Consider the following 26,247-nt stretch of genomic DNA (forward strand, 5'->3'; position numbering starts at 1 on the left):
GACGCGGCTCAGTAGTGCACCACCGAACGGATCGACTTGCCTTCATGCATCAGGTCGAAGGCGTCGTTGATCCTGTCCAGGTCCATGGTGTGGGTGACGAACGGGGCCAGTTCGATATCGCCCTTCATCGCGTCTTCCACCATGCCCGGCAGCTGGCTGCGGCCCTTCACGCCACCAAACGCGGTGCCCATCCACTTGCGGCCGGTCACCAGCTGGAACGGACGGGTGGAGATCTCCTGGCCCGAACCGGCCACGCCGATCACCACGCTCTGGCCCCAGCCACGGTGCGCGCATTCCAGCGCCGCGCGCATCACGTTGACGTTGCCGATGCACTCGAAACTGTGGTCCACACCCCAGGTGGTCATCTCGACGATGACCTGCTGGATCGGCTTGTCGTAGTCCTTCGGATTGATGCAGTCGGTGGCGCCGAATTCGCGCGCCAGCTCGAACTTGGACGGGTTGGTGTCCACCGCGATGATGCGGCCGGCCTTGGCCTGGCGCGCGCCCTGGATCACCGCCAGGCCGATGCCGCCGAGGCCGAACACCGCCACGCTGTCGCCTTCCTGCACCTTGGCGGTGTTGTGCACCGCGCCGATGCCGGTGGTGACGCCGCAGCCGAGCAGGCAGACGTGTTCCGGGTTGGCGTCCGGGTTGATCTTCGCCAGCGAGACTTCGGCAACGACGGTGTACTCGCTGAAGGTCGAGCAGCCCATGTAGTGGTACAGCGGCTCGCCGTTGTAGCTGAAGCGGCTGGTGCCGTCGGGCATCACGCCCTTGCCCTGGGTGGCGCGCACCGACACGCACAGGTTGGTCTTGCCGCTCTTGCAGAACAGGCATTCGCCGCACTCGGCGGTGTACAGCGGAATCACGTGGTCGCCAGGCTTGACGCTGGTCACGCCCTCGCCCACGTCCACCACGATGCCGGCGCCTTCATGGCCCAGCACCACCGGGAACAGGCCTTCCGGGTCATCGCCGGACAGGGTGAACGCATCGGTGTGGCAGACACCGGTGTGGGTGATCTTGACCAGCACTTCGCCCTTCTTCGGCGGGGCGACGTCGATCTCGACGATCTGCAGCGGCTGGCCGGGACCAAAGGCGACGGCGGCACGGGACTTCATGGTGGCTTCTCCAGGATCAGGCGGGAATGGGATGGCAGGACGATCGACGCGATGTGGCGCCGATGCTTATTTCAGGTACGAGCGGATCAACGCGCTCATGTCGCGCACGCGTTCGGCGCGTTGTTCGTCGGAGGCTGCGGGTTGCCCGAACTCCTCGCGCAGATGGGCCTCCATCACTTCGGACATCAGGCCGTTGACCGCGCCACGGATGGCCGCGATCTGCTGCAGCACCGGCCCGCAGTCGGCACCGGCTTCCAGCGCGCGGTCCAGCGCATCGCACTGGCCGCGGATGCGGCGCACGCGGGCCAGGACCTTCTTCTTCTCCTCGGGGGAGTGCGGCATGACGGGGCCACCTCGGAACTATACTGGGGGATAGTATACATGCGCGGACGGATGAAGCCACATCATGCATGCCGGGGCATGCGCTACGGACAGATCAGCCCGCAAATATGAATGAATAGTAAATAGATTCAATTGTTACTTTTTCATGACCTAGGGTGTCGCATTCGCCCTTGCGTTTATCCCTGAGTCACATTGGCGTGACCAGGGAGAGATCATGTACCGACCGTTGTTCGCCCGCAGTCGCTTGTCTGTCGCGTTGGGTTCGGCATTGGTGCTGGTGGCCGCCGCACCGGCCATGGCGCAGCAGGCCGCCACGCAGGAACAGGAGGCCGAGCCCGCCAGCAGCAAGACCCCCGTGCAGCTGGACCGGATGACCGTCACCGGCTCACGCATCTACCGCGCCGGCTTCGACACGCTGGAACCCGCTGCGGTGGTCAGCCGTGAATCGATCGAGAACTATGGCGACACCAACCTCATCGACGCGGTGACCCGGATTCCCGGGGTCAGTGCCGGCGTCAGTTCGCGCGGCGACCAGGCCGGTTTCGGTGCGGGCGTCAACTTCGCCAGCAAGTTCGGCCTGGGCAGCAATCGCCTGCTGACCCTGGTCAATGGACGCCGCTTCGTGACCTCTACCCCGCCCACCATCTTCGGTGCCGGCGGCGGCTCGGGTATCCAGGTGGACATGAACGCCATTCCCAGCGTCATGGTGCAACGCATTGAAAGTCTGAGCGTTGGCGGTGCCCCCACCTATGGCTCGGATGCGATCTCCGGCGTCAACAACATCATCCTGCGCGACAAGTTCGATGGCGCCGAAGTCGAACTGGGCTATGGCAGAACCAGCAAGAACGACAACGAGCGCTACTCCTGGTCGGCCATCTTCGGTACCGGATTCGCCGATGGGCGGGGCCACATCGTGGTGGCGGCGGAACTGGACAATGCCGACGGCGTGAACGCGCTGCAACGTGATTTCTACCGCCAGGGCTACAGCCTGCAGGCCAACCCCACTGCAGCCAACGCTGGCAACTTCCAGCCCCTGCGCCGGCCAACCAATGATGGCCGCATCGACGGCAGCATTCCCTTCAATACCGGACCGGCCGACGGCATCCCCGACCAGGTCTGGATCCGCAACCGGCGCATCGCCAGCATGACCTTCGGTGGCCTGGTGATGCCGGCGACCGGCAGCTACACGCGCAACGGCCTGGGCGACATCCTTGGCTTCGGTCCGAACAAAGACAAACTGTGGCAGTTCAACAACGAGGGCAAGCTGGTCGAGTTCAATCCCGGTACCAGCTATGCGGGCGGCAACGCCTCCGGCGGTGACGGCCTGAACCTGTTCGACACGGTGCCGCTGATCGCCGACCTTGAACGACGCTCGGTGTTCTCCACCGGCAGCTTCGACTTCACCGACAACGTGCGCGGCTTCTTCGAGCTGTCGCGATACGAAGCGACCGCCCGCGAAACCCTGGACCAGAACGTCTACAACGCCGTGTCCTTCGGCAATGCACGCCTGGATGGCGGCGGTACCGCCAGCGGTGCGCTGACCTTCAGCGCCAGCAATCCGTTCCTGAGTGCGGAAACCCGCAGGATCCTCGCCGACAACGGCATCACCTCGTTCCGCCTGTCGCGCTCTTCGCGCGACCTGTCGATGAACAACGCCAGCACCGAGACCCGCCTGACGCGCGCGGTGCTTGGGCTGAACGGCTTCTTCGAGGTTGGAGAGCGCAGCTTCAACTGGGAAGCCAGCGTCACCCATGGCCGCGGTGACTTCGACTACCTCGGCACCGGCCTGATCCAGCAGAACTTCATCAATGCGATCAACGTCACCACCGACGCCAGCGGGCGCATCATCTGTGATGCCACCCGCCCGGGCACCACGGCCGATGCGAACTGCCGCCCGCTGAATCTGTTCGGCGAGAACCAGGCGTCGCGCGAAGCCCTGGACTACGTCTCCACCCGGACCGTGGCCAAGGCGCAGACCCGCCAGACCGTCATCAACGCGTCGGTATCCGGCGGCCTGTTCGATCTTCCCGGCGGCGAGCTGTCCGCCGCGGTCGGCTTCGAACACCGCCGCGAAGAAGGCTCCTTCACCCCCAGCGAGTACCAGCGCCTGGGCCAGGGTCGTTCGGTGCCGACCCAGGCGGCGGAAGGCAAATACCACACCAATGAAGTGTTCGCCGAAGTGCTGGCACCGCTGTTCAATCCCGACTGGGACATCCCGGGCCTGCATCGCCTGGACCTGACCGCCAAGTTCCGCCGCGTCGACAATTCCGTCGCCGGCGCGTTCAATGCGTTCACCTACGGCATCCAGTACGAACCGATCGCCGGCCTGCAGCTGCGCGGCAACAAGACCCAGTCACTGCGTGCGCCCTCAATCGCCGAGCTCTACACCACCCAGCAGCCGGCCTACTACAACATCCCGGAAGTGTGCTCGCTGGACAACATCAGCGGCGGCTCCAATCCGGCGGTGCGTCGCCGCAACTGCCAGGCGTTCTTCGCCGCCTACCCGGGCGCCGATCCGAACACCTTCCGCCAGCAGCCGACCAATACGCTGGGCTCGACCAACGGCAGCACCCGCCTGCAGAACGAAACGGCGAAGTCGTGGACGGCCGGCATCGTGTTCGCGCCGGAGTGGATCCCGGGCCTGCGCGTCGCCGCCGACTGGTATGACATCAAGATCAACAACGTGATCACGTCGCTGAGCGCCAACGACATCATCACCGGTTGCTTCGACACTGCCGACTTCAACGCCGCCAATGTGCCCAACGCCAACCGCTTCTGTGGCCTGGTGACGCGTGATCCGAACACCGGCGTGGCTACCAGCATCAAAACCGAGTATGGCAACGGCCCGGTGCTGATGTTCCGCGGCTGGACCGCCGAAGTCGGCTACCGTTGGGACCTGTCGCGCTTGGGCGTGCTGGACCTCGACTTCTACGGCTACATGCCGAAGAACCGTGGCCAGGCCGCGAACCGGGACGTGCCGTTCGTCGAACAGGCGGGCAGCTTCAACGAGCCCAAGCGCCAGTTCCGCTGGACCGCCCAGCATCGCATCGGCAACTGGAACTACGGCGTGGCCTCCAACTACACCAGCCGCGCCCAGTACACGATGACCGATACCCCGGAAAGCCGTCAGTACTTCTACCGCGACAGCTGGACCACCTGGGACGCCAACGTCACCTACCGCATCACCGATGCCGCACGCGTGACGCTGTCGGTGATCAACGTGGGCGACGACATCGGTCCGTTCCCCTATGTATTGGATGCACTGGGCCGTCGCTATATGGCCAGCCTGCGCTACAACTTCAAGTAGGCCAGCCACAGCGGTTTCACAGGCGGGGCCCGCTGTACGGGCCCCGCCTTTTTTTCAGTTGGCCCTTGGATTCTGCAATGTTTCGTATGGACGTCCCCCTCTAGCGGGGCCGACCATCAAGGGAACATCACGCGGAATGAAAATCGATGAAGCACCACCAGAAGATCGCCTACATTCTGTCTGCAGCTCCGGCGAGCCATTGGGGTTTACGCGCATGACAATCGGCATCCGGCTTGGACAGATCACCGATGAGATAGGAAGTTCCAGCTTCCTGTACGCGTTCTTCTCAACCATCTCCGGGAATCTCGAACCGGATGGATGGGGAAGCCGATTCCCTGTCCTCATGAGGCAGCTATACGCCGGCAGACTGCAGCAATCAGATGCTGCTGACGCACTGGTCGAACTGCGTAGGGTCCGCAGCGAGCTGGCCGAGTTGCCCCCAGCCCATGTCATCTGGTCGTTCGAGGATCGAACCCAGCATCCACCGTGGGGAGACCATATCGCTCCCGACATCGACAGCCTGGCGACCTACTTCGTGACCGCGCATGGACGCGATCTGATCGCGCTTCTGGCTGAGGTGTTTGAAGCACTTAAGGAAGGCGAAGACAGGTCCGCCCGGATCGTCGACTATTGATACCCTCGGCTCAATCAAACAGACCTTGTTCCGCCAACCGGGTCAGCTCGTCCACCACATAGCGCACCTTGGGCCGCAGGTGGCGCGTCGGTGGCCACAGCGCATGGATGTCGATGTGCCGCTGCATGTGCGCGTCAAGCACCAGTTGCAACGCGCCGGAATCCAGATGGCGGCGCACCAGTGAAATGGGCATCTGGCAGATGCCGAGGCCAGCGATGGCCGCTTCGATCACCGCATCGCCATCATTGAGTTGATAGGGCGCGCCGGGAATGAATGTTCCCTCGTCCTGCTCGCTGCCGATCCGCCACCAGACCGGCTGGCCATGACGGAAGCCGACGATGCTGCGGTGCTGCGCCAGTTCCTCCACCGTGCGCGGCACGCCGTATGCCTGCAGGTACTCCGGCGATGCGCAGGTGACCAGCCGCTGGCGCCCCAGCCGCCGCGCCACCAGATGCTCTGCCTGGTGCAGCCCACCAAAACGGATCAGCAGGTCGATGCCTTCCTCGACCGGATCGACGAAGTGATCGGTGAAGGTCATCGTCAACTGCAGGTCCGGGTACTGCCGGCACAGTCGCAACAGCACCGGCAGCACCACCAGCCGCCCGAACGAGGACGGCATGTCGATGCGCAGCCGCCCGCTGGGCAGGCCGGCCGACCCCAGGCAGGCCTCGGCCGCGGAGATCTCTTCCAGCGCCGCCGCACAGGAGGCGTAGTACGCCTCGCCATCGGTGGTCAGCGCGATGCGCCGCGTGGTGCGGTGGAACAGGCGCACCCCCAGCCGTGTTTCCAGCCGGGCGATGGCCTTGCCCACCGCCGAACGCGAGATGCCCAGCGCATCGGCGGCTTCGGTGAAGCTGCCCGAGCGGGCCGTGGTGACGAAGGTCACCAGGCCATTCAACGATTCCAGCGGCAGCATCCTCTACTCCACATTGGGGACAAATAGTCCCGCACACAGGGAGATCGAAGCGCTTTATGTGCCCGCATGTCAACTCCATCCTGTGTGCATCGCGCCGCTGGCGCCCCTCCCCCGCACTGAGATGACCGACATGACCGCCGCCCTGTTCCACCCCTTCGACCTGGCAGGCACCGCCCTGCGCAACCGCATCGCGATGGCCCCGATGACCCGCGCCCGCAACCCCGGCGTCGTGGCCAACGAACTGACCGCCCAGTATTACCGGCAGCGGGCCAGCGCCGGCCTGATCATCAGCGAAGGCACGCCGGTCTCGCCGCAGGGCCAGGGCTACATCGACGTGCCGGGCATCTGGTCGGCCGAACAGGTGGCCGGCTGGAAGCTCGTCACCGAGGCGGTGCACGCCGCGCAGGGCACGATCTTCGCCCAGCTCTGGCACGTCGGCCGCATGTCGCATTCCTCGCTGCAGCCCGATGGTGGCCAACCGGTCAGCGCCGGCACGCGCCCGGTGGCCAGCGCACCGAAGAACACCTCGTTCGTGTATCTGGACGATGGCAGCCGCGGCCACGCCGATCCCACCCCGGCACGTGCACTGGAGACCGCCGAGATCCCCGGCATCGTCGACGACTTCGTGCGCGGCGCGGACAACGCCATTGCGGCCGGCTTCGACGGCATCGAGCTGCATGCCGCCAACGGCTACCTGTTCGAACAGTTCCTCAACCCGCTCATCAACCAGCGCGAAGACCGCTACGGCGGCTCGCTGCCCAATCGTGCGCGGTTGATCCTGGACACCGTCGATGCAATGGCGCAGCGCATCGGTGCGCATCGCATCGGCGTGCGCCTGGCACCGAACAATCTCACCTTCGACATGCCGTTCTACCCTGACAACGAAGCCACCTATCTGTACCTGGCCGAGGAACTGGGCACGCGCGGCCTGGCCTATGTGCATCTCAACGACAACCAGCAGGCGGGCCAGTCGGTGCTGGGCGAGGCGTTCCTGCAGCAGTTCAAGCAGGCCTACGGTGGCACCGTGATCCTGGCCGGCGGCATGACCCGCGAACGCGCCCTGCAGTTGGTCGAGGCCGGCACCATCGACCTGGCCGCGTTCGGCCAGCCGTTCATCGCCAACCCGGATCTGGTCGAGCGCCTGCAGCACAACGTCGCGCTGGCCACGCCGGACCGCAACACCTATTACGGTGGCGGCGAGGCAGGCTACCTCGATTACCCGCGCGCACAATAGAGCCACGCCATACGTGGATGCGGGCGTACACTGCCCGCCCGCATCCACCGGATCTGCCCATGGATACGCCCACCGCGTCGTTCATCGTCAACCTCGATGTCCCCGATCTCGCCGCTGCCGAAGACTTCTACATCCGAGCCTTCGGCCTGCGCATCAGCCGCCGTCTCGGCCCGGGTGCCGTGGAGCTGCTCGGTGGGCCAGCGCCGCTGTACCTGCTGCAGAACGAGGCCGGCAGCGCCGCCACCGAAGACGGCGACGTGCGCGACTACGAGCGCCATTGGACGCCGCTGCACCTGGATTGGGTAGTGGATGACATCGACGCCGCGCTGGCGCGTGCGGTTGCAGCCGGGGCGACACTCGAGCAGTCCGTGCGCGAGCGTCGCTGGGGTCGCATCGCCGTGCTGGCCGATCCGTTCGGCCACGGCTTCTGCCTGATCCAGTTCAGTGCTGAAGGCTACGACGCGCTGGTCGAATGACCGTTGCACCGCTCACCACGGCAAAGGCACTGCCTCGCCATTGGCACGCTCGCCGTAGTACAGCGACGGCAGCAAGCGCGAGAGGAAACTGAACTCGGTGTAGCAGTGCTTGAGCAGGCCCAGGCCGACCGCATCGCCGGCATCGCGGTGCGGATCAGCGCTGTCCAGGCCCAGCACGAAACGGCTGCGCAGCACACAGCCGAACGGCGTATCGCGTGCCACGTGCAGCATCTGCCCGTCGCAGGGATCACCGTTTGCATCCAGGCGCACGTGGTCGCCGAAGCCGATGCGCGCGGCAATCACCGCCGATACATCGCCGGCATCCTGTGCCGCCTGCAGGCGCTCTGGCACCAACAACGTGCGCGGATCATGGAACTTCAGGCGCGCCGCCACCGGCGGAATGTCGGCCAGCGATTCCACCGCATGGATGCTGGCACCGTGGTAGCTGCGCCCGCGCTGCCACGCCGCGTCCCAGCCGCGATGCTCGACATGATCAACCGGATGCCACCAGCGGATGTGCTGGGTGGTCTCGAAGAAGGTGAACCACCAGTCCAGCATGCGGCCCTTGCAGCCGTGCAGATCGGTACGCACCGCCACCAGCAGGGTGCCGTCTTCGCGGCGCTGGATGCCGGTCTCCAGGTGCATCGGCGCCGGGTCGAGCAGATCGTGGTGGTCCAGCCAGGCGCGTGCGTTCACAGCGGTATCCATCGGGGTCTCCTGCGGTGTTGGGAGACCCGACAATACGGAAACGTTATTCGTTTCGCAATTAGCCGGATGCGGTAAGATGGGGGCAATGAACAGCACGACCCTGTCCGAGTCCACAACGCCGACCCGCCGCCGCGGCCGCCCTGCGCGCCCGGAGGCGGAAGTCCGCCACGCGGTACTGCAGGCCACCCTGGAGCTGCTGCTGGCACAGGGTTACGAGGCCACCACCATCGAAGCGGTGGCGACCCATGCCGGGGTGGCGAAGAAGACCGTGTACCGCCACGCCAGCAACCGCGAGGAACTGGTCGGGTTGGCGGTGCGCGAATGGACCGACGGCTTCGCGCCGCAGCTGCAGCGCGATGCGCACGGTGCCGACGAGGTGCTGCCGTTGCTGCAGGACATCCTGCAGGCGGTGTGCACGCAGGCACTGTCGGCGCAGGCGGTGCAGGTGTTCCGGCTGCTGGCTACCGATTTCCCCGGCAAGGATGCGCTGCTGCAGGCCTATCTGGACAATGGCATCGAACGCGGCCGAGCGCTGCTGGCTGACTGGCTGGAACGGCAGCAGCAGCGCGGGCTGCTGCGTGAGGGGGATTCCGCGCGCATGGCGCGACTGATTCTGGCAATGGCCGTGGCCGAGCCGCTGCGCGAACGCGTGATCGGCGTGGTGGCCGAGGATGCGCCGGTGGAGGTGCACCTGCGTGAGTGCCTGGCGTTGTTGGCGCCGGTGTTTCAGGCGCCGTAGTCAACCAGTAAGCCGCAGCTGTGTGCCACGCATTCAGGTGGAGCGGCCTCGCAGGGCTCTTTGCAATTTCTTGTATGGCCTGCTGGAAAGACTGCAGGGACTATCCGTGGTCGATCTCTTTGGGGCGGTCACATGCGATTTCTTTTTTCCGAACTCTGCAATCTCCTGGGACAACGAATCGATAGCGATCCGGTCCTTTCCATTGCCGAACGCATCGGAGCGAAGGCACCAAAACCAACCTCCTTCGCGTACTCCAACTCTATTGGCGAGATGTCTCACCGCCCCACGGGTCTGGAAATCAGCTGGAGTCACGAGGTTCTCGCACCCGAGTATTACCCGCCCCGGAAATCGGGCCGCCACTTCGTCTGCTGGGTAGACTCGATCTGGTTTGATCCGGCAACAGTAGACAACCTGCCTTTGCAGTTGTCTCCGACCTCCCTCGCTGAGGATTTGGTTGGGACGGCTCCTCAGCTCATTGTCGAGGATATGCCCAAGAGAACAGCCGCGATGCTCACAAATCGTCCAGACTGCGTGCTTGCCCTCCCCAGCACGCCTAGGCGCTGGCAGATCAAGCTAGCACAGATGCACCGCTACTCCTTGCCAAGTTACGCTGCGGCTGGAAATGATCTTCCAGAGCAGAATGTCAATTCAGACAGGTGGGATTATTGGGATCAGGCTACCGCCTTCTTTCTCTACTGGTGCATTCTCAGAGGCTTCGCAAGCGAACGACATACTTCTGATCACGGCGCAGAAATCCAGAACCTACATCAGCAGCGCATGCCCGTGATGGACTACATCCGTGCGAACTGTTTTGAAGGCGAGCTGTGGAGCTGGGATATCCGCGAGCCCGTGCGCCATTTTACCTACATCTACTTTCATGCTCTCTGCAATCGCAACTCAGCACATCCTAGAATTGGAAGACCGGACAGGTGCCATCCCAACGACGATCTGAGCGCGGTGGTGAACCACCTGTCGAAGTGCGGGGTACCAACCGTAGATGACGAATGGCGGCTGTTCCGCCATTTCTCAACGATGCTGGACGCACGCTGGAAGGACTATCTTCTGACAGGACTTCAGACAGAAGTAAGCCGCCGCCAGACCGTCCAGCTCACGGCAATGTATCGGAAGATGGTGGACAACCTCTCCGCAGCCTCTGAACTGCCATAGAAGTCCGAGTATTTATAGGTCTCCACGTATTGCGCGGAGATTCCTGGAGAGGCATCCACGCATGGCGTGGATCTACTGGTCTGGTCCTGGTGGACGCCATCCCGGTGGGTGCCGACCGTTGGTCGGCACCACATCATCCATCGCAGCTCATTCGCGCAGCATATCCACGAACGCGCGCAGCGCACCGGGCATCTGCCGCTGCTTCGGGTAGTACAGCGCGAAGCCGGCGAACGGTTCGCTCCAGTCTTCCAGCACTGCCACCATCTGGCCGGATTCGATATACGGCCGCGCCGTGTCTTCCAGCACGTAGGCCAGGCCGATGCCATCAAGCACTGCACCCACGACGGTGCCCTGCTCACTCAACGTGAGCCGGCCCGGCACATCGATCTCCAGCGCTTGCCCGCTACGCTCGAACTGCCACTTGTAGAGATGCCCGCTGGCGAAGCGGAAGCGGATGCATTCGTGTGCCGCCAGGTCCCGCGGATGCTGTGGTGCCGGGTGTCGCCGCAGGTAGTCCGGCGAGCCGACAATCAGCCCGCGCAGCGGTGGCCCCATCGGCACCGCCACCATGTCCTCGGGCACGAACTCGTGCAGGCGCACGCCGGCGTCGTAGCCCTCGGCGACGATGTCGACCAGGCCATCGTTCTCGGTCAGCTCCACCCGCACGTCGGGGTGAGCGTGCAGGAAGCGCGCCAGTCGCGGCCCCAACTGGGTCGGTACCGCCGCGCGGGTGGCGTTGATGCGCAGCAGGCCGGCCGGGGCGGCACGGAACTGGTTCATCTCTTCCAGCGCGTCATGCACCTGGCCCAGCGCCGGCTGCAGGCGCTCCAGCAGGCGCTGCCCGGCCTCAGTCAGGGCCACGCTGCGGGTGGTGCGATGGAACAGGCCCACCCCCAACCGTTCTTCCAGCGCGCGGATCGCATAGCTCACCGCCGAGGTCGACAGCGCCAGCTCGGCACCGGCGCGGCGGAAGCTGCGGTGGCGGGCGACCGCGGCAAACGCGGCCAGGTGCGTGAGGTTGTCAGTGGCCATGATTGTGCAGTTCCACTTGATGAATCATGCCGATATCCGCGATTCCTGCCGCTGGGAACGGGGCGTATTGTAAAACGCCTTTCGATAAACCCTGCCAAGGATTCCCCATGTCCCTCGCCCGTGGTTACGCCACCCATTCACATACCGACCCGCTGATTCCGTACGAGTTCGAACGCCGCGCGGTCGGCCCGGACGATGTGCGCATCGAGATCCTCTACAGCGGCATCTGCCACTCCGACCTGCACCAGGCCCGCGACGACTGGGGTGGCTCGATCTACCCGATGGTGCCGGGCCACGAGATCATCGGCCGCGTGACCGAGGTCGGCAGCAACGTCACCCGCTTCAAGGTCGGCGACCACGCCGGCGTGGGCTGCATGGTCGACTCGTGCCGCCACTGCGACGCCTGCGAGCACGACCTGGAGCAATACTGCGCCGAAGGCGCGACCTGGACCTACAACGGCCGTGAACGCGAAAGCGGCGCACCGACCTACGGCGGCTATTCCGACCACGTGGTGGTCGAGCAGCGCTTCGTGGTGAAGGTATCCGACACCCTCGACCTGAAGGCGGCCGCCCCGCTGCTGTGCGCCGGCATCACCACCTGGTCGCCGCTGCGCCACTGGAAGGTCGGCCCGGGCCAGAAGGTTGGCGTGATCGGTCTGGGTGGCCTCGGCCACATGGGCGTGAAGTTCGCCAAGGCACTCGGCGCGCACGTGGTGATGATCACCACCACCCCGGAAAAGGGGGCCGATGCCAAGCGCCTGGGCGCCGACGAAGTGCTGGTCTCGCGCGATGCCGCACAGATGAAGGCACATGCCGGCAGCTTCGACTTCCTGCTCAACACCATTCCGGTCGGCCATGACACCAACCCGTACATGGGCCTGCTCAAGCGCGAGGCGACCATGTGCCTGGTCGGCGTACTGACCGAACTGGACCCGCCGCTGACCGGTGGCAGCGTGATCTTCGGCCGCAAGCACCTGACCGGCTCGGCGATCGGCGGCATGGCCGAGACCCAGGAAATGATGGACTTCTGTGCCGAGCACGGCATCGTCAGCGATGTGGAGATGATCGACATCAAGAACGTCAACGAAGCCTGGGAACGCATGGCGAAGAACGATGTGCGCTACCGCTTCGTGATCGACATGGCGACGATGAAGAACGCGGCCTGATCCAAGGCAGGTGTGAAAAAGAAAAACCCCGGCAGTGCCGGGGTTTTTTCATCGCGTGCCGACCAAGGCCGGCACCCACCCAACATCATCAATACGCGAACTCGCGGAACACCGGATCGACGTCGTCGTGCCAGCGGCCATGGAACAGCGCCAGCTTGCGCTCGGCCGGGGTCAGGCCGGATTCGACGATCTCCTGCAGCACGTCCAGGAACTTGCTCTCATCCTGGCCGTCTGCATTGCGCGCCGCGCGGCGCTTGAGGCCTTCAACGGAAATCTTCACCGCTTCGCGGGCCAGGTCGCGCACGCTGCCATTACGGAACGGCAGGTTCATTGCATGCTTCGGCACGCCGTCGCGCAGTGCATGGCGCTCGGCCAGGGTGAAGTCACGCACCAGGTCCCAGGCGGCATCCAGTGCGGTGTCGTCGTACAGCAGGCCGACCCAGAACGCCGGCAGCGCGCACAGGCGGCTCCACGGGCCACCGTCGGCGCCGCGCATTTCCAGGTACTTCTTCAGGCGCACTTCCGGGAACGCGGTGGTCATGTGATCCGACCAGTCGCGCAGGGTCGGCAGCGCACCCGGCAGCACCGGCAGCCTACCCTGCATGAAATCGCGGAAGCTCTGCCCGCTGGCGTCGTGGTAGATGCCATCGCGGTAGGAGAAATACATCGGCACGTCGAGCAGGTAATCGACATAGCGCTCGTAACCGAAGCCATCCTCGAACACGAAGTCGAGCATGCCGGTGCGGTCGGCGTCGGTGTCGGTCCAGATGTGCGAGCGGTAGCTCAGGTAGCCGTTGGGCTTGCCTTCGGTGAACGGCGAATCGGCGAACAGCGCGGTGGCGATCGGCTGCAGCGCCAGCGACACGCGGAACTTCTTCACCATGTCCGCTTCGGTCGCGTAGTCCAGGTTCACCTGCACCGTGCAGGTGCGGGTCATCATGTCCAGGCCCAGCGAACCGACCTTGGGCATGTACGAACGCATGATCTTGTAGCGGCCCTTGGGCATCCACGGCATCTCGTCGCGCTTCCACTTGGGCTGGAAGCCCATGCCGAGGAAGCCCAGCTGAAGTTCGCCAGCCACCTGCGCCACTTCGTTGAGGTGGGTGCCGGTCTCCACGCAAGTCTGGTGGATGGTCTCCAGCGCCGCGCCGGACAGTTCCAGCTGACCGGCCGGCTCCAGCGTCACCGAGGCCCCATCGCGCAGCAGGGCGATGGTGTTGCCGTTCTCCTGCACCGGCTCCCAGCCGAAGCGGACCAGGCCGTTGAGCAGCGCTTCGATGCCACGCTCGCCCTCGAAGGTCGGCGGCCGCAGGTCATCCAGGCGGAATCCGAACTTCTCGTGCTCGGTACCAATGCGCCACTGCGCACGGGGTTTCTCGCCGGAGGCGATCACCTCCACCAGCTGCGAGCGGTCGGTAATGGGGGTATCGGCGACGTGGCTGGGGCTCGACAAGGGGGTGGCTCGCTGGACAGTGGCAGGGGATGTGGGGCCCGGGGCCTTCCATCGCAAGGGCGCACTATAGCGTGGCACCCCGTTGCGTCATGCGACGGTGACGGGTTTCAGCATCCTACCGACGCCCTCTTGACCCTCGTACACTCAAGGTCATGAGCCGCCATTCACGACACCCCGAACTGCACCGCTCCGAGCGCGTCGGCTGGCTGCGTGCCGCCGTGCTGGGGGCCAACGATGGCATTGTCTCGGTGGCTGGCCTGGTGGTTGGCGTGGCCGCCAGCGGCGCTTCGGCCAGCACGATCCTGGCCACCGGTGTGGCCGGCACCGTGGCCGGCGCGATGTCGATGGCCGCCGGCGAGTATGTCTCGGTGCAGACCCAGGCCGACACCGAAGACGCCGACCTGGCGATGGAAAAGCGCGAGCTGCGCGAAGACCCGCACAGCGAGCTGGAAGAGCTGGCCGCGATCTACCGCCACCGCGGCCTGGACCCGGCGCTGGCACGGCAGGTGGCTGAGCAGCTCACCGCACACGATGCACTGGGGGCCCACGCCCGCGACGAACTAGGCATCACCGATACCCTGCGCGCGCGCCCGTTGCAGGCGGCGTTGGCTTCGGCTGGAGCCTTCACCTGCGGCGCCGCACTGCCGGTGCTGACATCCCTGCTCGCCCCGGTGGACAAGGTTGCGATGATCACCACCGGCAGCACCTTGCTGGGCCTGTGCCTGACCGGTGCGATGGCGGCCCGCGCCGGCGGCGCACCACCTGTCCGCGGGGCGATCCGGGTGATGTTCTGGGGTGCACTGGCAATGGCCGCCGCTGCAGGCGTCGGACGCCTGTTCGGCGCCCACGTGGCATGACCGGCATGCTGCCGCCAGTTACCGCGCTGCTGGCCGAGATGGCCAGCCTGGCCGGCTGCGAACGCGCCGAAGGCTATGCCTGCATCACCGCACGTCGCGAGCACGGCGCCAGTTCGGTGGAGATTCCGCAACCCCAGTTCGCGATCCTCCTGGAAGGCCGCAAGCAGGTACGCACCGCGCACCAGTCGCTGGAGTTCGTGCCCGGCGACATCCTGCTGCTGAGCCAGCGTTGCCGCATCGATGTGGTCAACACCCCCGATCCCCGCAGCGGCCGCTACCTCAGTGCCATCGTGCCGCTGTGCGCCGAAGTACTCGCGGCAGCGCGCACGCTGTGGAGCGAAGCACTGCCCAGCGCCGGCCCGGCGATGGCACGGCTGCCCCTGATCGAACATGGCGCGGTACTGCGGCAGTGGCGGCAATCGCTGCAGGACGGGCGTTACAGCGATGCACGGCTGGCGCTGGCGTCCTTGGTACTGACGCTGTGCCGGCAGGGGCATGGCAACCTGCTGCTGCCACAGGCCCCGAGCCTGGGCGAACAGATCCGCGATCGCATTGCTGCCGAACCCGCACGCGACTGGCAATCGCGCGATGTCGAGGAACAGTTCGCGCTGAGCGGTGCAACCCTGCGCCGCCGTCTTGCCGCCGAGGACACCAGCCTGCGCCAGCTGCTCACCGAGGCGCGGCTGGCGCATGGCATGCAGCTGCTCTACACCACCGACCTGCCGCTGAAGACCGTGGCAGCGCGCGCGGGCTACCGGTCTACGGCGAGTTTCAGCAAGCGCTTCGCCGAGCAGTACGGACTGGCTCCCACCGACATTTGAGGGGGTTCGGCAGGGCGGCGCCCTGCACCCGCAGAGGCAACGGCAACGGCCGAAGCAAGAGCCGAAGCAACAGCATGCATTCCGTGGGATGGCGGGGCGGTGTCGGAGTGCGGGGACGCCGTGAACCCATCCCTGGGGGCTTGGCAGCCGCATCCATGCGGCTGACACCCCGCACTCCGACACCGCCCCACCTCTGACAGATCTTCGCGGCTGTTGGTAGGTGTCGACCTTGGTCGACACATCTGTCAGATATCGAATGAGTCATCCACGCATGGCGTGGATCTACTGTGTCGACCAAGGTCGACACCCACCAAGGCAATACGTCGTTCCGACAGATCGCGGAAAACTGTCGAAGGCGGGGTGGGTCCGGTTGCGGGGGCGTGAGCCGCATGGATGCGGCGACCGAGCTTACATGGACGTACTTGCAGCGTCCCCCGCAACCGGACCCACCCCGCCATCCCACAGATAGCCCGCTGTTGCTGTTGCTTCGGCTGCTGCTATTGCTTCGGCTGTTGCCGTTGCCTCTGCGGGTGCAGGGCGCAGCCCTGCAGCCCCCCCTTCCCTGAGCATTCCACGTAGTGGTTTGAGCGCCGCGCACACGCCAGCCACGGCACGCTAGGCCAACGGAACCACCCGTCATCCACCGAGAACCACCATGACCCTGCGCCACCTGCCCCTGCGCTCCGCCCTGCTGCTGGTCCTGTCGTCCCCGCCGCTGGCCGCGCTGGCCGAGGCTACTTCACCCGCCCCCACCCAGCAGGTGCCTGGCGTCTATCACCAGCGCGTCGGCGCACTGCAGGTCACCGCCCTGTTCGACGGCGTGGTCGCGCTGGGCCGGCAGGAAGTGGTGGACGTGCCGCCGACGCTCGTCAGCCGCCTGCTGGAAGGCCGCTACGTACCTGAGGACAAGAAAGGCCTGCAGACAGCGATCAACGCGTTCCTGATCCGCCAAGGCAACCACCTGACCCTGGTCGATACCGGCACCGCGCAGTGCTTTGGCCCCGGCCTGGGCCAGGTGCTGGGCAATCTGCGCGCCTCCGGCGTGGACCCGGCCGAGGTGGACGAGGTGCTGCTGACCCACGCCCATCCGGACCATCTGTGCGGGGTGCTCGACGCGCAGGGCAAGCCGGCCTATCCCAATGCCACGGTGTGGCTGTCCAAGGCCGATGCCGATTACTGGCTCAACCCGGCCAGCGAGGCCACCGCACCGAAGGGCGTGCGCTTCGCCTTCCCGTTGGCGCGCAACGCGGTGGCGCCGTACCAGGCCAGCGGCCACCTGCGCACCTTCAGCCCCGGCGATGCCCTGCCCGGTGGCGCGGTGGCGATGGACACCCATGGCCATACGCCCGGCCATGTCTCCTACCGGTTCGACAGCCAGGGCGAGTCACTGCTGGTATGGGGCGATGTGCTGCACTTCCATGCGGTGCAGTTCGCGCACCCGGAGGCGGCATTCGAGGCCGATTCGGACCGCAAGGCGGCCATCGCCAGCCGTCGCGGGCTGCTGCAGCAGGCCACCGCCAACGGTTGGTGGGTGGCCGGTGCGCACCTGCCGTTCCCCGGCCTGGGCCACGTGCGTGGCGAGGGCAAGGCCTATGCGTGGGTGCCGGCGGAGTACTCGCCGTTGAAATGAGCCGATGAGCCCTTGTAGAGCCGAGCCCATGCTCGGCTACCGGGGCCTGGCCGCGCTGCGCGCGGCAGCCGAGCGTTGGCTCGGCTCTACAAGAAAACCGGAAGCCTTATTCCAGCCCCAGCCAGCCGCCGATCACGCCGCGGGCTTCGTCCACACCGGTACGGTCTTCGCCTGAGAACACCTGCACGCTCACGCTGTCGCCATAGGCCGATTGCAGCTCCTTGCGCACCTTCTGCAGGGACTGCATCTGCTGGCTGCGGCTGAGCTTGTCGGCCTTGGTCAGCAGCGCGTGCGCCGGCAGGCCACGCTGCACGGCATAGGACAGCATCTGCCGGTCGTAGTCCTTCAGCGGATGGCGGATATCCATCACCACCACCAGGCCCTTCAGGGCTTCGCGGGTACGGAAATACCTGTCGATGAAGGCCTGCCAGTGCGCCTGCAGGTCCAGCGGCACCTTGGCGTAGCCGTAACCGGGCAGGTCGACCAGGTGCGCTTCAGGCGTGACCTGGAAGAACACCAGCTGCTGGGTGCGGCCGGGGGTCTTGGAGACACGGGCCAGGGCGTTCTGGCGGGTCAGCGCGTTGAGCGCACTGGACTTGCCGGCGTTGGAGCGGCCGGCGAAGGCCACTTCGGCCCCTTCGTCGGGGGGCAGCTGCCGCACGTTGTGGGCCGAAAGGTGGTAACGGGCGCGTTCGATGAGCAATGACATGTGCCTAGGATCGCATGTTGCGGCGCCGCGCGCCCGTGCCGGCGGCCGTTGCGGGCATTTTGCTGCACTGCTGCGTTGACCGTGCGCGGAAACGGCGTTGATAATCCGGGCGATGCCGGCGGCCGCCGCCCGGCCCGGTCCATACGGAGCTTCAGCATGCGCCACGCTCGCGTTCTTGCCGTATCCGCCCTTGCCACTGCTGTAGTCGTTGCCGCTGCTGCGTTCGCGCAGACCACGTTGACCCCGCTGCCCGACAACGGGCCGATCAATACCGCCTCGCTGGAGGTGGATTTCAGCAAGACCCACTGGGGCGATGCCAAGGCCGGCCAGGCCAAGGCCTCGGCCTGCGCGGCCTGTCATGGCGTCGACGGCAATTCCACGGTGGAGATGTATCCGTCCATTGCCGGCCAGAGCGAACGCTACGTGGCCCAGCAGATGGCCCTGATCGCCAATGGCCAGCGCAGTTCCGGCGCCGCGGTAGCGATGGTGCCGTTCGTGCAGAACCTCACCCCGCAGGACATGCGTGATATCGGCGCCTACTTCGCCACGCAGAAAGCCAACGCCGGCATCGCCGATGACACGGCGGTCACCGAGGGCCCCTACAAGGGCATGAAGTTCTACGAGATCGGCCAGCAGCTGTACCGCGGCGGCGATGCCAAGCGTGGCCTGCCGGCCTGCATGGCCTGCCATGGCCCCAGCGGTGCCGGCAATCCCGGCCCGGCCTATCCGCATCTCGGTGGCCAGCACGCCAGCTATGTCGCGCGCCGCCTGCAGGAGTACCAGGCCGGCCAGACCAACGAGACCGACAAGGCCCACTTCCAGATCATGGCGACAGTCGCGCAGAAGCTGAGCGAGCAGGAGGTGCAGGCGCTGTCGAGCTACCTGCAGGGCCTGCACAACAAGGCCGACGACGTGGCCGCTGCAGCCACGCCGACGCAACCGGCTGCCGCCCCCTGACCACCACTGGTCGGCCTGGGCCGCCACGTCGGCCCACGGCTGCGGTATGTTCCTTCACGCCGGCGGCTGCGCCGGCGTTGCTTTTTTCAACGGAGATGCGTGTCGATGAGGTTGATTTCCCGCCTGCTGTTGTCCGTGCTGGTACTGCTGCCGCTGGCAGCCTGCGCCGCCACCCCCGCCAATGCCCCGCTGGTCGAGGGCAAAGACTACGAGCGCATCGCGCAGCCGGGCCCGTTCCAGCCGTTGGCCGGCAAGATCGAGGTGGTCGAGGTCTTCGGCTACACCTGCCCGCATTGCGCCCACTTTGAACCGCAACTGGAAGCCTGGGCGGCCAAGCTGCCGGCCGACGTGCGCTTCACCCCGGTCCCGGCCGCCTTCGGTGGCGCCTGGGATGCATGGGCCCTGGCCTACTACGCCGCCGACGAAGTCGGCGTGGCCAAGCGCAGCCACGCGGCGGTCTTCAAGGCCCTGCACCAGGATGGCTCGCTGCCGATGCAGAACGTTTCGGCCGATGAGCTCGCCACCTTCTACAAGGCCTACGGCGTGACCCCGGACCGTTACCTGCAGGCCCTGCGCGGCGATGCCGTACAGAAGAAGGTCGATGCCGCCCGCGCGTTCGCCCAGCGCACCAGGATCCCGGGGACCCCGGCGCTGATCATCAACGGCCAGTACCTGGTGCGTGGCGACAGCTTCGACGACCAGCTGCGCATCGCCTCGGCGCTGATCGCTCAGGCCCGCGCCGCCCGCGGCCGCTGAACCAACACCCACCACCGACACGGCGCTGTCGCCGCCGCGTGTCATCATTTCCCCCTGGCCGGCGCATGACGCCGGCCCCACCTTTCCAGATGCTGGAGACGTTTCCATGAAGATCCGTTACGCCCTCGCCCTCGCAGCGCTGCTGCCAATCCTGGCTGCCTGCAAGGCCGACGACGGCAGCACCAACACCACCGCGGCCCCGGCCGAACCGGCTGCAGCTCCGGCGACCACCGAACCGGCTGCGCCGGCCGCGGGTACCGAAGGCGCCGCACCGGCCGCTGCCGAAGGCGAGAAGGCCGCGGCTGAAGCCGCCCCGGCCGCTGCACCAGCCCCGACCACCGCCGCGCTGACCGGCCCGGCCCCGGTGGAAGGCGCCGACTACCAGGTGATCCCGAACGGCCAGCCGTTCCAGCCGGCCGCCGGCAAGATCGAAGTGACCGAGATCTTCGGCTACGTCTGCCCGGCCTGCGCCGCGTTCCAGCCGCTGGTCGGCCCGTGGAAGGCCGGCCTGCCGAGCGATGTGAACTTCGTCTACGTGCCGGCCATGTTCGGCGGCACCTGGGACAACTACGCCCGTGCCTTCTACGCCGCGCAGACCCTGGGTGTGCAGGAGAAGACCCACGAAGCCCTGTACGCTGCCATCCATTCGCAGAAGACCCTGAAGGGTGAGCGCGGCACCGATTCGGTTGACGACATCGCCAAGTTCTACGGTGCCTACGGCGTGGATCCGAAGCAGTTCGCCGCCACCATGGGCAGCTTCGCAGTGAATGCCAAGACCAACTCGGCCAAGCAGTTCGCCCAGCGCAGCCAGATCAGCGGCACCCCGTCGATCATCGTCAACGGCAAGTACCTGGTGAAGGGCAAGAGCTTCCCGGACATGCTGCGCATTGCCGACCACCTGATCGCCCGCGAACGCGGTGCGGCCCAGGCTCACTGATCCAAGAGAAGCGTTTCCCGGCCGTGAATTCCCCCCGTACACGGACCCTGCGCTTGCTGACGGCCAACATCCAGGCCGGCTCAAGTACCCGCCGCTACAGCGACTATGTGACCCGCAGCTGGTCACATGCGCTGCCGGCGGGTCGCAAGCGCAGCAGCCTGGACGCGATCGCCACCCTGGCGCGCGAACATGACATCGTCGGCCTGCAGGAGGCCGACCCGGGCAGCCTGCGCTCGGGCTTCACCAACCAGACCCACTACCTGGCCCAGCGTGCCGGCTTCAACTACTGGAGCCACCAGCCGAACCGGCGCATGGGTGGGGTCGCCTCCAGCGCAAACGGCCTGCTGAGCAAGCTGGAACCGGTGGAAGTGCAGGACCACGCCCTGCCCGGCCGTATCGGCGGGCGCGGCGTGCTGCTGGCCAAGTTCGGCGATGGCGCCGACGGCCTGGCGGTGGCGGTGGCCCATCTGTCGCTGGGTGCAGGCTCGCGGATGTCACAGCTGGGCTTCATCGCCGAGCTGTTGTCCGACCACCCGAACGCCGTGTTGATGGGTGACTTCAACTGCCTGGCCGAGCGCCCGGAAATGCAGGTGCTGTACCAGAAGACCCGGCTGCAGCCCCCGGGCTGCATCGTGCCGACCTTCCCCAGCTGGCGCCCCGACCGCGCCATCGACCACATCCTGGTCAGCAGTGGCCTGCAGACCCGCACCGTGGAAGCCGTACCGGCCGCGTTCTCCGATCACCTCGCCCTGGCGATGCAGATCGACGTCCCGGCCGACGCCCTGCGCTGACTCGCCGTTACGGTAGGTGCGGACCGTTGGTCCGCACGCTCTGCGCCGGGCGCCGCCCGGCGCCCCTAAATCGGGGCATAAACGACTTAATCCCCTCCGTCCCCTTTTTTCAGGCGGTGACGGGTGCCTTCAACCGCCGCGCGGTCATCGTGCTGCCCACCGAGGCCAGCACCGTGCAACCGATCGCCAGCCACTGCAATCCATGCAGGTGCTCGTGCAGCAGCAGCATCGCCCACAGCGCGGCCACCGCCGGCTCCATGCTGATCAGGATGCCAAAGGTCTCCTTCCGCAGGCGCTTGAGCGCCATCATTTCCAGCGACATCGGGATCGCGCTGGACACCAGTGCCACCAGCAGGCCCGCCGCCAGGATCTTCGGGTCGAGCAGCGCGGCACCGGCATGCACCACGCCCACCGGTACCACCACCAGAGACGCCGCCAGCAGCCCCAACGAGACCGAGTGTCCGGCATGCAGATGACCGGCACGCTTGCCGAACACGATGTACAGGCCCCAGCAGGCCGCAGCGCCCGTCGCGTACAGCACACCGGCCGGGTCCAGCGCGGGGCCACCGCCGATCGGCAGGAGCAACAGCAGCCCCACCGCCGCGCAGCCCACCCAGACGAAGTCGATGGGGCGTCGTGACGACAGCATCGCCACCGTCAGCGGCCCGGTGAACTCGATGGCCACCGCGATGCCGAAGGGAATCGTGCGCAGGGCCATGTAGAACAGCAGGTTCATCAGGCCCAGGGTGAGCCCGTAGCGCAGGATGGTGATCGCATCCACGCGGCTGGTCTTCCAGCGCCATGGCCGCCAGAACATCAGCAGCAACAGTGCCGAGAAGCCCACACGCAGCGCGCTGGTGCCCTGGGCGCCGATCAGCGGGAACAGGTGTTTTGCGTAGGAGGTGCCGATGGCCAGCGAGGTGACCGAGCCGAGCACCGCCAGCGCCGGCAACATCGGCGCGAGTCGTGAGGTCTGCATGCGCAAAGTCTATTGCGCCGGCGCCGAGCACTTGGCTCAATTGACAGCCTGTTCGTGCAACTTCTGCTCGCCATGGCCATCGCTCCCGTGCTCGACAGCTTCGATCGCGCCATCCTCGACCTGCTGCAGCGGGACAACACCCTGCCGCAGCGCGAAATCGCCGAGGCCGTGCACCTGTCCACCCCGGCCGTGCAGCGCCGCATCAAGCGCCTGCAGGACAGCGGCGTGATCGAGGCCAATGTGGCGGTGGTCGCCGCAGCCAAGGTCGGGCGACCGCTGACCATCATCGTCGAGGTGCGCGTGGTCAGCGAACAGCGCGAACGCGTGGCGCCGTTCAAGCGCCGCGTGCAGGAGGACCCCGCCGTGCAGCAGTGCTACTCGATCACCGGCGATGGCGATTTCCTGCTGCTGCTTTCGGCGGCGTCGATGGAGGAGTACGAAGCGATCACCGAGCGCCTGTTCGGTGGCGATGACAACATCGAGCGCTTCCGCACCTCGGTAGCACTGGGCACGCTGAAGCGGAGTTTCGAGGTTCCGCTGCTGCCGGTCCTGTAGCGTCGAGCCATGCTCGACTGCCTTTTGACCGCAAAACTGAAGCAGTCGAGCATGGCTCGACTCTACACTCCGAAACCATGAGCACATCGCCCTCCCCCGCCCACCGCCTGCGCCGCTGGTTGCTGCGCGGCCTGTGGCTGGCCATTGCCGTCGTTGCGATGATGGCGTTGTGGAACAGTCCCTGGGCCGCCGCACCGAAGATGCTGTGGGCAATCTCACGGATGCCGCCAGCCGCCGAACTGCCGGTGCCAGTGGACGGCGTGCGGCCACGCCAGATTGCCGATACCTTCGGTGCGCCGCGAGGCCGTGACCGCTCGCACGCCGGCATCGACATCTTCGCCAGCCGTGGTACGCCAGTGCGCAGCGCCACGGTCGGTGTCATCGCGGATGTCAGCGAACGTGGGCTCGGCGGGCGCCAGGTGTGGGTGATCGGGCCCGGACGCGAGCGCTACTACTACGCGCACCTGGAAAGCTGGGCCGATGGCCTGGCGCGTGGCCAGGTGGTCCAGCCCGGCGACCTGCTCGGCCATGTGGGCGACAGCGGCAACGCCAAGGGCACGCCCCCGCACCTGCACTGGGGCATCTACGGCGCAGACGGCGCCCGCGACCCGCTGCCACTGCTGCGCTGACCGCCATTGCGCACCCGCGCATCGATCTGTTCATGGTTTGTAAATAGGAATAGTTCGTATTACCATTTCTTTCGTTTCCGGTGGTGCCAGGACGGCCTGCCCGTCCTCTCCCTACCCGTAGCGCCTCGCCTCCTGGATGCCGGCCGATCGCGCGTGCTCGCCCAGGACCCCCATGAACCGTTCCGCCTTCCGTACCCCGCCGCCGCAGCGGCTGTCCGTTGCCGTGTTTGCCGTTCTTTGCGCCGTGGCCCCGGCCGCCTTCGCCGACACCGCCGCAGACCCGACCACGCTGGACAAGGTCGTCGTCAAGGGCGAACGCGCCGAAGGCTACTCGGTGCGCCGCACCTCGGCCGGTACCCGCTTCGATCTGGCGCCGCGCGAGATCCCGCAGTCGGTCAGCATCATCAGCCACCAGCGCATCGAAGATCAGAAGCTGGACGACATCATCGACGTGCTGGCCAACACCACCGGCGTCACCAGCACCCAGTCCGACAGCGAGCGCACCGAGTTCTACGCGCGCGGCTTCTACATCGATGCCTACCAGTTCGATGGCCTGCCGACGCAGATGGTGCAGAACTGGAGCTACGGCGATTCCGGCCTGGACCTGGCGCTGTATGACCGTGTGGAAGTGGTGCGCGGTGCCACCGGCCTGCTCAGCGGCGCCGGCAATCCGTCGGCGTCGGTGAACCTGATCCGCAAGCATGCCGACAGCGCCGAACTGACCGGCAGCGTCTCAGTGAACGTCGGCAGCTGGGGCCGCACCCGCACCACCGTGGACGTGGGCAGCGCGCTCAACGCCAGTGGCACGGTGCGCGGCCGGGTGATCGGCAGCTACCTGGACACCGATGGCCAGATGGACCGCTACAACCAGCGCAAGACGCTGGGCTACGCCGTCATCGACGCCGACCTGACCCCGGACACGCAGCTGAGCGTGGGCTACGACTACCAGCAGAAGCGCGCCAATGGCGCGACCTGGGGCGGCTTCCCGATGTGGTACGCCGATGGCAGCCCGACGAACTATCCGACCTCGTTCAATCCGTCGCCGGACTGGACCTACTGGGACACCACCAGCAAGCGTGCGTTCGCCACCCTGCAGCACGCCTTCAGCAACGGCTGGAAGTTCAAGATCGGCGCCACCCACGACCGCACCAAGGCCGACGACAAGCTGTTCTATCCGGCCTATACCGCATTCAACAAGACCACGGGCGCCGGCATCACGCCGATGGCCGGCTTCTACAACACCGAGCGCAAGGTCGACGGCATTGATGGCTACATCGACGGTCCGTTCCAGCTGTTGGGCCGCGAACACCAGTTCATGGCCGGCCTGAGCTACAACAAGCGCGAATTCGCCAACTACGGTGACTTCCAGATGGGCGGTCCCGGCACCGGCTGGAATCCCTTCAGCTCCTATCTCGACTGGACCGGCAACATCGCCCAGCCGAACTGGAACCCGCTGGCGCTGGCCAGCCAGGGCACCATCACCCAGAAGGCCGGCTATGCCGCCGCGCGCCTGTCGGTGGCTGATCCGCTGAAGCTGATCCTCGGTGCGCGCTACACCCACTGGAAGAGCGAAGGCGAGAACGACGACCGCGAGCACAAGGTGACCACCCCGTACGCCGGCCTGGTGTATGACATCAACGACACCTACTCCGCGTACGCCAGCTACACCGAGATCTTCCAGCCGCAGACCGCGCGCGACCGCAACGACCGTTATCTCGATCCGGTAGACGGCAAGAGCTACGAGGTGGGCGTCAAGGGCGCCTGGTTCGACAACCGTCTGAACGCCTCGTTGGCGGTGTTCCGCATCGAGCAGGACAATGTCGCCCAGGTCACCAGCGAGCCGATCATCGGCCGCCCGGGCGAGTTCGCCTCGATCGCTGCGCGCGGCACCGTGAGCCGTGGCTTCGAGTTCGAAGTGAACGGCGAACTGGCCCCGGGCTGGAATGCGACCTTCGGTGCTTCGCGCTATGTGGCCAAGGACATCAACGGTGCCGACATCAACACCAACCTGCCGCAGACCGCGCTGAAGCTGTTCACCAGCTACACCCCGCAATCGCTGCAGGAATTGACCGTCGGCGGCGGTGCCAACTGGCAGAACCGCATCTACTACGCCGCACCGGTGGTGGGCCGCTTCGAACAGGAAGGGTATGCGCTGGTCAGTGCCTTCGTGCGCTACCGCATCTCGCCGGAGTTCAGCGTGCAGGCCAACCTCAACAACCTGCTGGACAAGAAGTACTACTCGCAGATCACCGGCTACGGTGCGTACGGCGATGGCCGGAATGGCTCGCTGACGTTCACCTGGGCGTTCTGATCAGGCGCGGGGCACGATCGCCC

At 66.1% G+C, this 26,247-nt stretch carries 25 protein-coding genes; 17 read left to right on the forward strand and 8 right to left on the reverse strand.

Annotated features, from left to right (window positions below):
• Nucleotides 1-8: 8 nt before the first annotated feature.
• Both AC5QAH_RS13895 and frmR read right to left on the reverse strand, forming a co-directional pair.
• Nucleotides 9-1,118, reverse strand: a complete 1,110-nt coding sequence (locus AC5QAH_RS13895; protein WP_010480874.1) for an S-(hydroxymethyl)glutathione dehydrogenase/class III alcohol dehydrogenase — start codon at nt 1,116-1,118, stop codon at nt 9-11.
• Between the two features lie 66 nt (nt 1,119-1,184).
• Nucleotides 1,185-1,460, reverse strand: a complete 276-nt coding sequence (gene frmR / locus AC5QAH_RS13900; protein WP_005411009.1) for a formaldehyde-responsive transcriptional repressor FrmR — start codon at nt 1,458-1,460, stop codon at nt 1,185-1,187.
• A gap of 214 nt (nt 1,461-1,674) precedes the next feature.
• Between frmR and AC5QAH_RS13905 the strand changes: the two genes are divergently transcribed.
• Together AC5QAH_RS13905 and AC5QAH_RS13910 are read left to right on the forward strand one after the other, a co-directional pair.
• The gene (locus AC5QAH_RS13905; protein ID WP_495232411.1) at nt 1,675-4,767 is read left to right on the forward strand and encodes a TonB-dependent receptor domain-containing protein; all 3,093 of its coding nucleotides are present in this window, start codon (nt 1,675-1,677) and stop codon (nt 4,765-4,767) included.
• Nucleotides 4,768-4,903: 136 nt separating this feature from the next.
• Entirely contained in the window at nt 4,904-5,401 is a 498-nt protein-coding gene (locus tag AC5QAH_RS13910; protein WP_239682748.1) for an Imm70 family immunity protein, read from the forward strand.
• Between the two features lie 10 nt (nt 5,402-5,411).
• Here AC5QAH_RS13910 and AC5QAH_RS13915 read toward each other — a convergent pair whose 3' ends face one another.
• A complete protein-coding gene (locus AC5QAH_RS13915) occupies nt 5,412-6,317 on the reverse strand; it encodes a LysR family transcriptional regulator (protein WP_049411716.1) in 906 nt (301 codons plus the stop codon).
• A gap of 130 nt (nt 6,318-6,447) precedes the next feature.
• Here AC5QAH_RS13915 and AC5QAH_RS13920 point away from each other — a divergent pair, with 130 nt between their 5' ends.
• Both AC5QAH_RS13920 and AC5QAH_RS13925 read left to right on the forward strand, forming a co-directional pair.
• Entirely contained in the window at nt 6,448-7,551 is a 1,104-nt protein-coding gene (locus AC5QAH_RS13920) for an oxidoreductase (protein WP_049453015.1), read from the forward strand.
• A gap of 59 nt (nt 7,552-7,610) precedes the next feature.
• Complete coding sequence (locus AC5QAH_RS13925; RefSeq protein WP_049452773.1) at nt 7,611-8,027, forward strand: VOC family protein; 417 nt, start codon at nt 7,611-7,613, stop codon at nt 8,025-8,027.
• A 12-nt stretch (nt 8,028-8,039) separates the two neighbouring features.
• On the opposite strand, the gene AC5QAH_RS13930 is transcribed toward AC5QAH_RS13925, so the two are convergent.
• The gene (locus AC5QAH_RS13930; RefSeq protein ID WP_049411723.1) at nt 8,040-8,735 is read right to left on the reverse strand and encodes a DAPG hydrolase family protein; all 696 of its coding nucleotides are present in this window, start codon (nt 8,733-8,735) and stop codon (nt 8,040-8,042) included.
• A gap of 76 nt (nt 8,736-8,811) precedes the next feature.
• Here AC5QAH_RS13930 and AC5QAH_RS13935 point away from each other — a divergent pair, with 76 nt between their 5' ends.
• Together AC5QAH_RS13935 and AC5QAH_RS13940 are read left to right on the forward strand one after the other, a co-directional pair.
• Nucleotides 8,812-9,474 (forward strand): TetR/AcrR family transcriptional regulator, encoded by a 663-nt coding sequence (locus AC5QAH_RS13935; RefSeq protein WP_049452775.1) that lies wholly within the window; start codon nt 8,812-8,814, stop codon nt 9,472-9,474.
• Nucleotides 9,475-9,606: 132 nt separating this feature from the next.
• A complete protein-coding gene (locus AC5QAH_RS13940) occupies nt 9,607-10,641 on the forward strand; it encodes a DUF7832 domain-containing protein (protein WP_313311508.1) in 1,035 nt (344 codons plus the stop codon).
• A 147-nt stretch (nt 10,642-10,788) separates the two neighbouring features.
• On the opposite strand, the gene AC5QAH_RS13945 is transcribed toward AC5QAH_RS13940, so the two are convergent.
• Entirely contained in the window at nt 10,789-11,673 is an 885-nt protein-coding gene (locus AC5QAH_RS13945; RefSeq protein ID WP_019336462.1) for a LysR family transcriptional regulator, read from the reverse strand.
• Nucleotides 11,674-11,780: 107 nt separating this feature from the next.
• Between AC5QAH_RS13945 and AC5QAH_RS13950 the strand changes: the two genes are divergently transcribed.
• The gene (locus tag AC5QAH_RS13950) at nt 11,781-12,839 is read left to right on the forward strand and encodes an NAD(P)-dependent alcohol dehydrogenase (RefSeq protein ID WP_495232412.1); all 1,059 of its coding nucleotides are present in this window, start codon (nt 11,781-11,783) and stop codon (nt 12,837-12,839) included.
• An 88-nt stretch (nt 12,840-12,927) separates the two neighbouring features.
• On the opposite strand, the gene AC5QAH_RS13955 is transcribed toward AC5QAH_RS13950, so the two are convergent.
• Nucleotides 12,928-14,292, reverse strand: a complete 1,365-nt coding sequence (locus AC5QAH_RS13955; protein WP_049452780.1) for a glutamate--cysteine ligase — start codon at nt 14,290-14,292, stop codon at nt 12,928-12,930.
• Between the two features lie 152 nt (nt 14,293-14,444).
• Here AC5QAH_RS13955 and AC5QAH_RS13960 point away from each other — a divergent pair, with 152 nt between their 5' ends.
• The 3 genes from AC5QAH_RS13960 (at nt 14,445) to AC5QAH_RS13970 (ending at nt 17,600) form a co-directional block, all read left to right on the forward strand.
• Nucleotides 14,445-15,149: a VIT1/CCC1 transporter family protein gene (locus AC5QAH_RS13960; protein WP_049452781.1), complete on the forward strand. Its 705-nt coding sequence runs from the start codon at nt 14,445-14,447 to the stop codon at nt 15,147-15,149.
• Complete coding sequence (locus AC5QAH_RS13965) at nt 15,146-15,970, forward strand: helix-turn-helix transcriptional regulator (RefSeq protein ID WP_049452783.1); 825 nt, start codon at nt 15,146-15,148, stop codon at nt 15,968-15,970. Before AC5QAH_RS13960 ends, AC5QAH_RS13965 begins: the two co-directional genes overlap by 4 nt.
• Nucleotides 15,971-16,625: 655 nt before the next feature.
• Nucleotides 16,626-17,600 (forward strand): MBL fold metallo-hydrolase, encoded by a 975-nt coding sequence (locus tag AC5QAH_RS13970; protein WP_049452786.1) that lies wholly within the window; start codon nt 16,626-16,628, stop codon nt 17,598-17,600.
• Nucleotides 17,601-17,706: 106 nt separating this feature from the next.
• Here AC5QAH_RS13970 and yihA read toward each other — a convergent pair whose 3' ends face one another.
• Nucleotides 17,707-18,309, reverse strand: a complete 603-nt coding sequence (yihA, locus tag AC5QAH_RS13975) for a ribosome biogenesis GTP-binding protein YihA/YsxC (RefSeq protein WP_014038472.1) — start codon at nt 18,307-18,309, stop codon at nt 17,707-17,709.
• A 156-nt stretch (nt 18,310-18,465) separates the two neighbouring features.
• Between yihA and AC5QAH_RS13980 the strand changes: the two genes are divergently transcribed.
• The 4 genes from AC5QAH_RS13980 (at nt 18,466) to AC5QAH_RS13995 (ending at nt 21,750) form a co-directional block, all read left to right on the forward strand.
• Nucleotides 18,466-19,266: a c-type cytochrome gene (locus AC5QAH_RS13980; RefSeq protein WP_019660638.1), complete on the forward strand. Its 801-nt coding sequence runs from the start codon at nt 18,466-18,468 to the stop codon at nt 19,264-19,266.
• Nucleotides 19,267-19,371: 105 nt separating this feature from the next.
• Complete coding sequence (locus AC5QAH_RS13985) at nt 19,372-20,022, forward strand: thiol:disulfide interchange protein DsbA/DsbL (protein WP_495232413.1); 651 nt, start codon at nt 19,372-19,374, stop codon at nt 20,020-20,022.
• A 106-nt stretch (nt 20,023-20,128) separates the two neighbouring features.
• Entirely contained in the window at nt 20,129-20,959 is an 831-nt protein-coding gene (locus AC5QAH_RS13990; protein ID WP_010480908.1) for a thiol:disulfide interchange protein DsbA/DsbL, read from the forward strand.
• 53 nt (nt 20,960-21,012) lie between these two features.
• Nucleotides 21,013-21,750 (forward strand): endonuclease/exonuclease/phosphatase family protein, encoded by a 738-nt coding sequence (locus AC5QAH_RS13995; RefSeq protein ID WP_005419292.1) that lies wholly within the window; start codon nt 21,013-21,015, stop codon nt 21,748-21,750.
• A 109-nt stretch (nt 21,751-21,859) separates the two neighbouring features.
• Here AC5QAH_RS13995 and AC5QAH_RS14000 read toward each other — a convergent pair whose 3' ends face one another.
• Nucleotides 21,860-22,729 carry an EamA family transporter gene (locus AC5QAH_RS14000; RefSeq protein WP_495232414.1) on the reverse strand — a complete coding sequence of 290 codons (870 nt, stop codon included), beginning with the start codon at nt 22,727-22,729 and terminating at the stop codon, nt 21,860-21,862.
• A gap of 72 nt (nt 22,730-22,801) precedes the next feature.
• On the opposite strand from AC5QAH_RS14000, the gene AC5QAH_RS14005 reads away from it, so the two are divergent.
• From AC5QAH_RS14005 to fhuE, 3 genes are all read left to right on the forward strand, one after another.
• Nucleotides 22,802-23,284 (forward strand): Lrp/AsnC family transcriptional regulator, encoded by a 483-nt coding sequence (locus AC5QAH_RS14005; protein WP_043401707.1) that lies wholly within the window; start codon nt 22,802-22,804, stop codon nt 23,282-23,284.
• A 77-nt stretch (nt 23,285-23,361) separates the two neighbouring features.
• Nucleotides 23,362-23,913 carry a M23 family metallopeptidase gene (locus tag AC5QAH_RS14010; protein WP_049481542.1) on the forward strand — a complete coding sequence of 184 codons (552 nt, stop codon included), beginning with the start codon at nt 23,362-23,364 and terminating at the stop codon, nt 23,911-23,913.
• 172 nt (nt 23,914-24,085) lie between these two features.
• Entirely contained in the window at nt 24,086-26,224 is a 2,139-nt protein-coding gene (fhuE, locus tag AC5QAH_RS14015; RefSeq protein ID WP_227200453.1) for a ferric-rhodotorulic acid/ferric-coprogen receptor FhuE, read from the forward strand.
• The last annotated feature ends 23 nt before the right edge of the window (nt 26,225-26,247 follow it).

The organism is Stenotrophomonas sp. YJH_SMC_43, assembly GCF_059372535.1.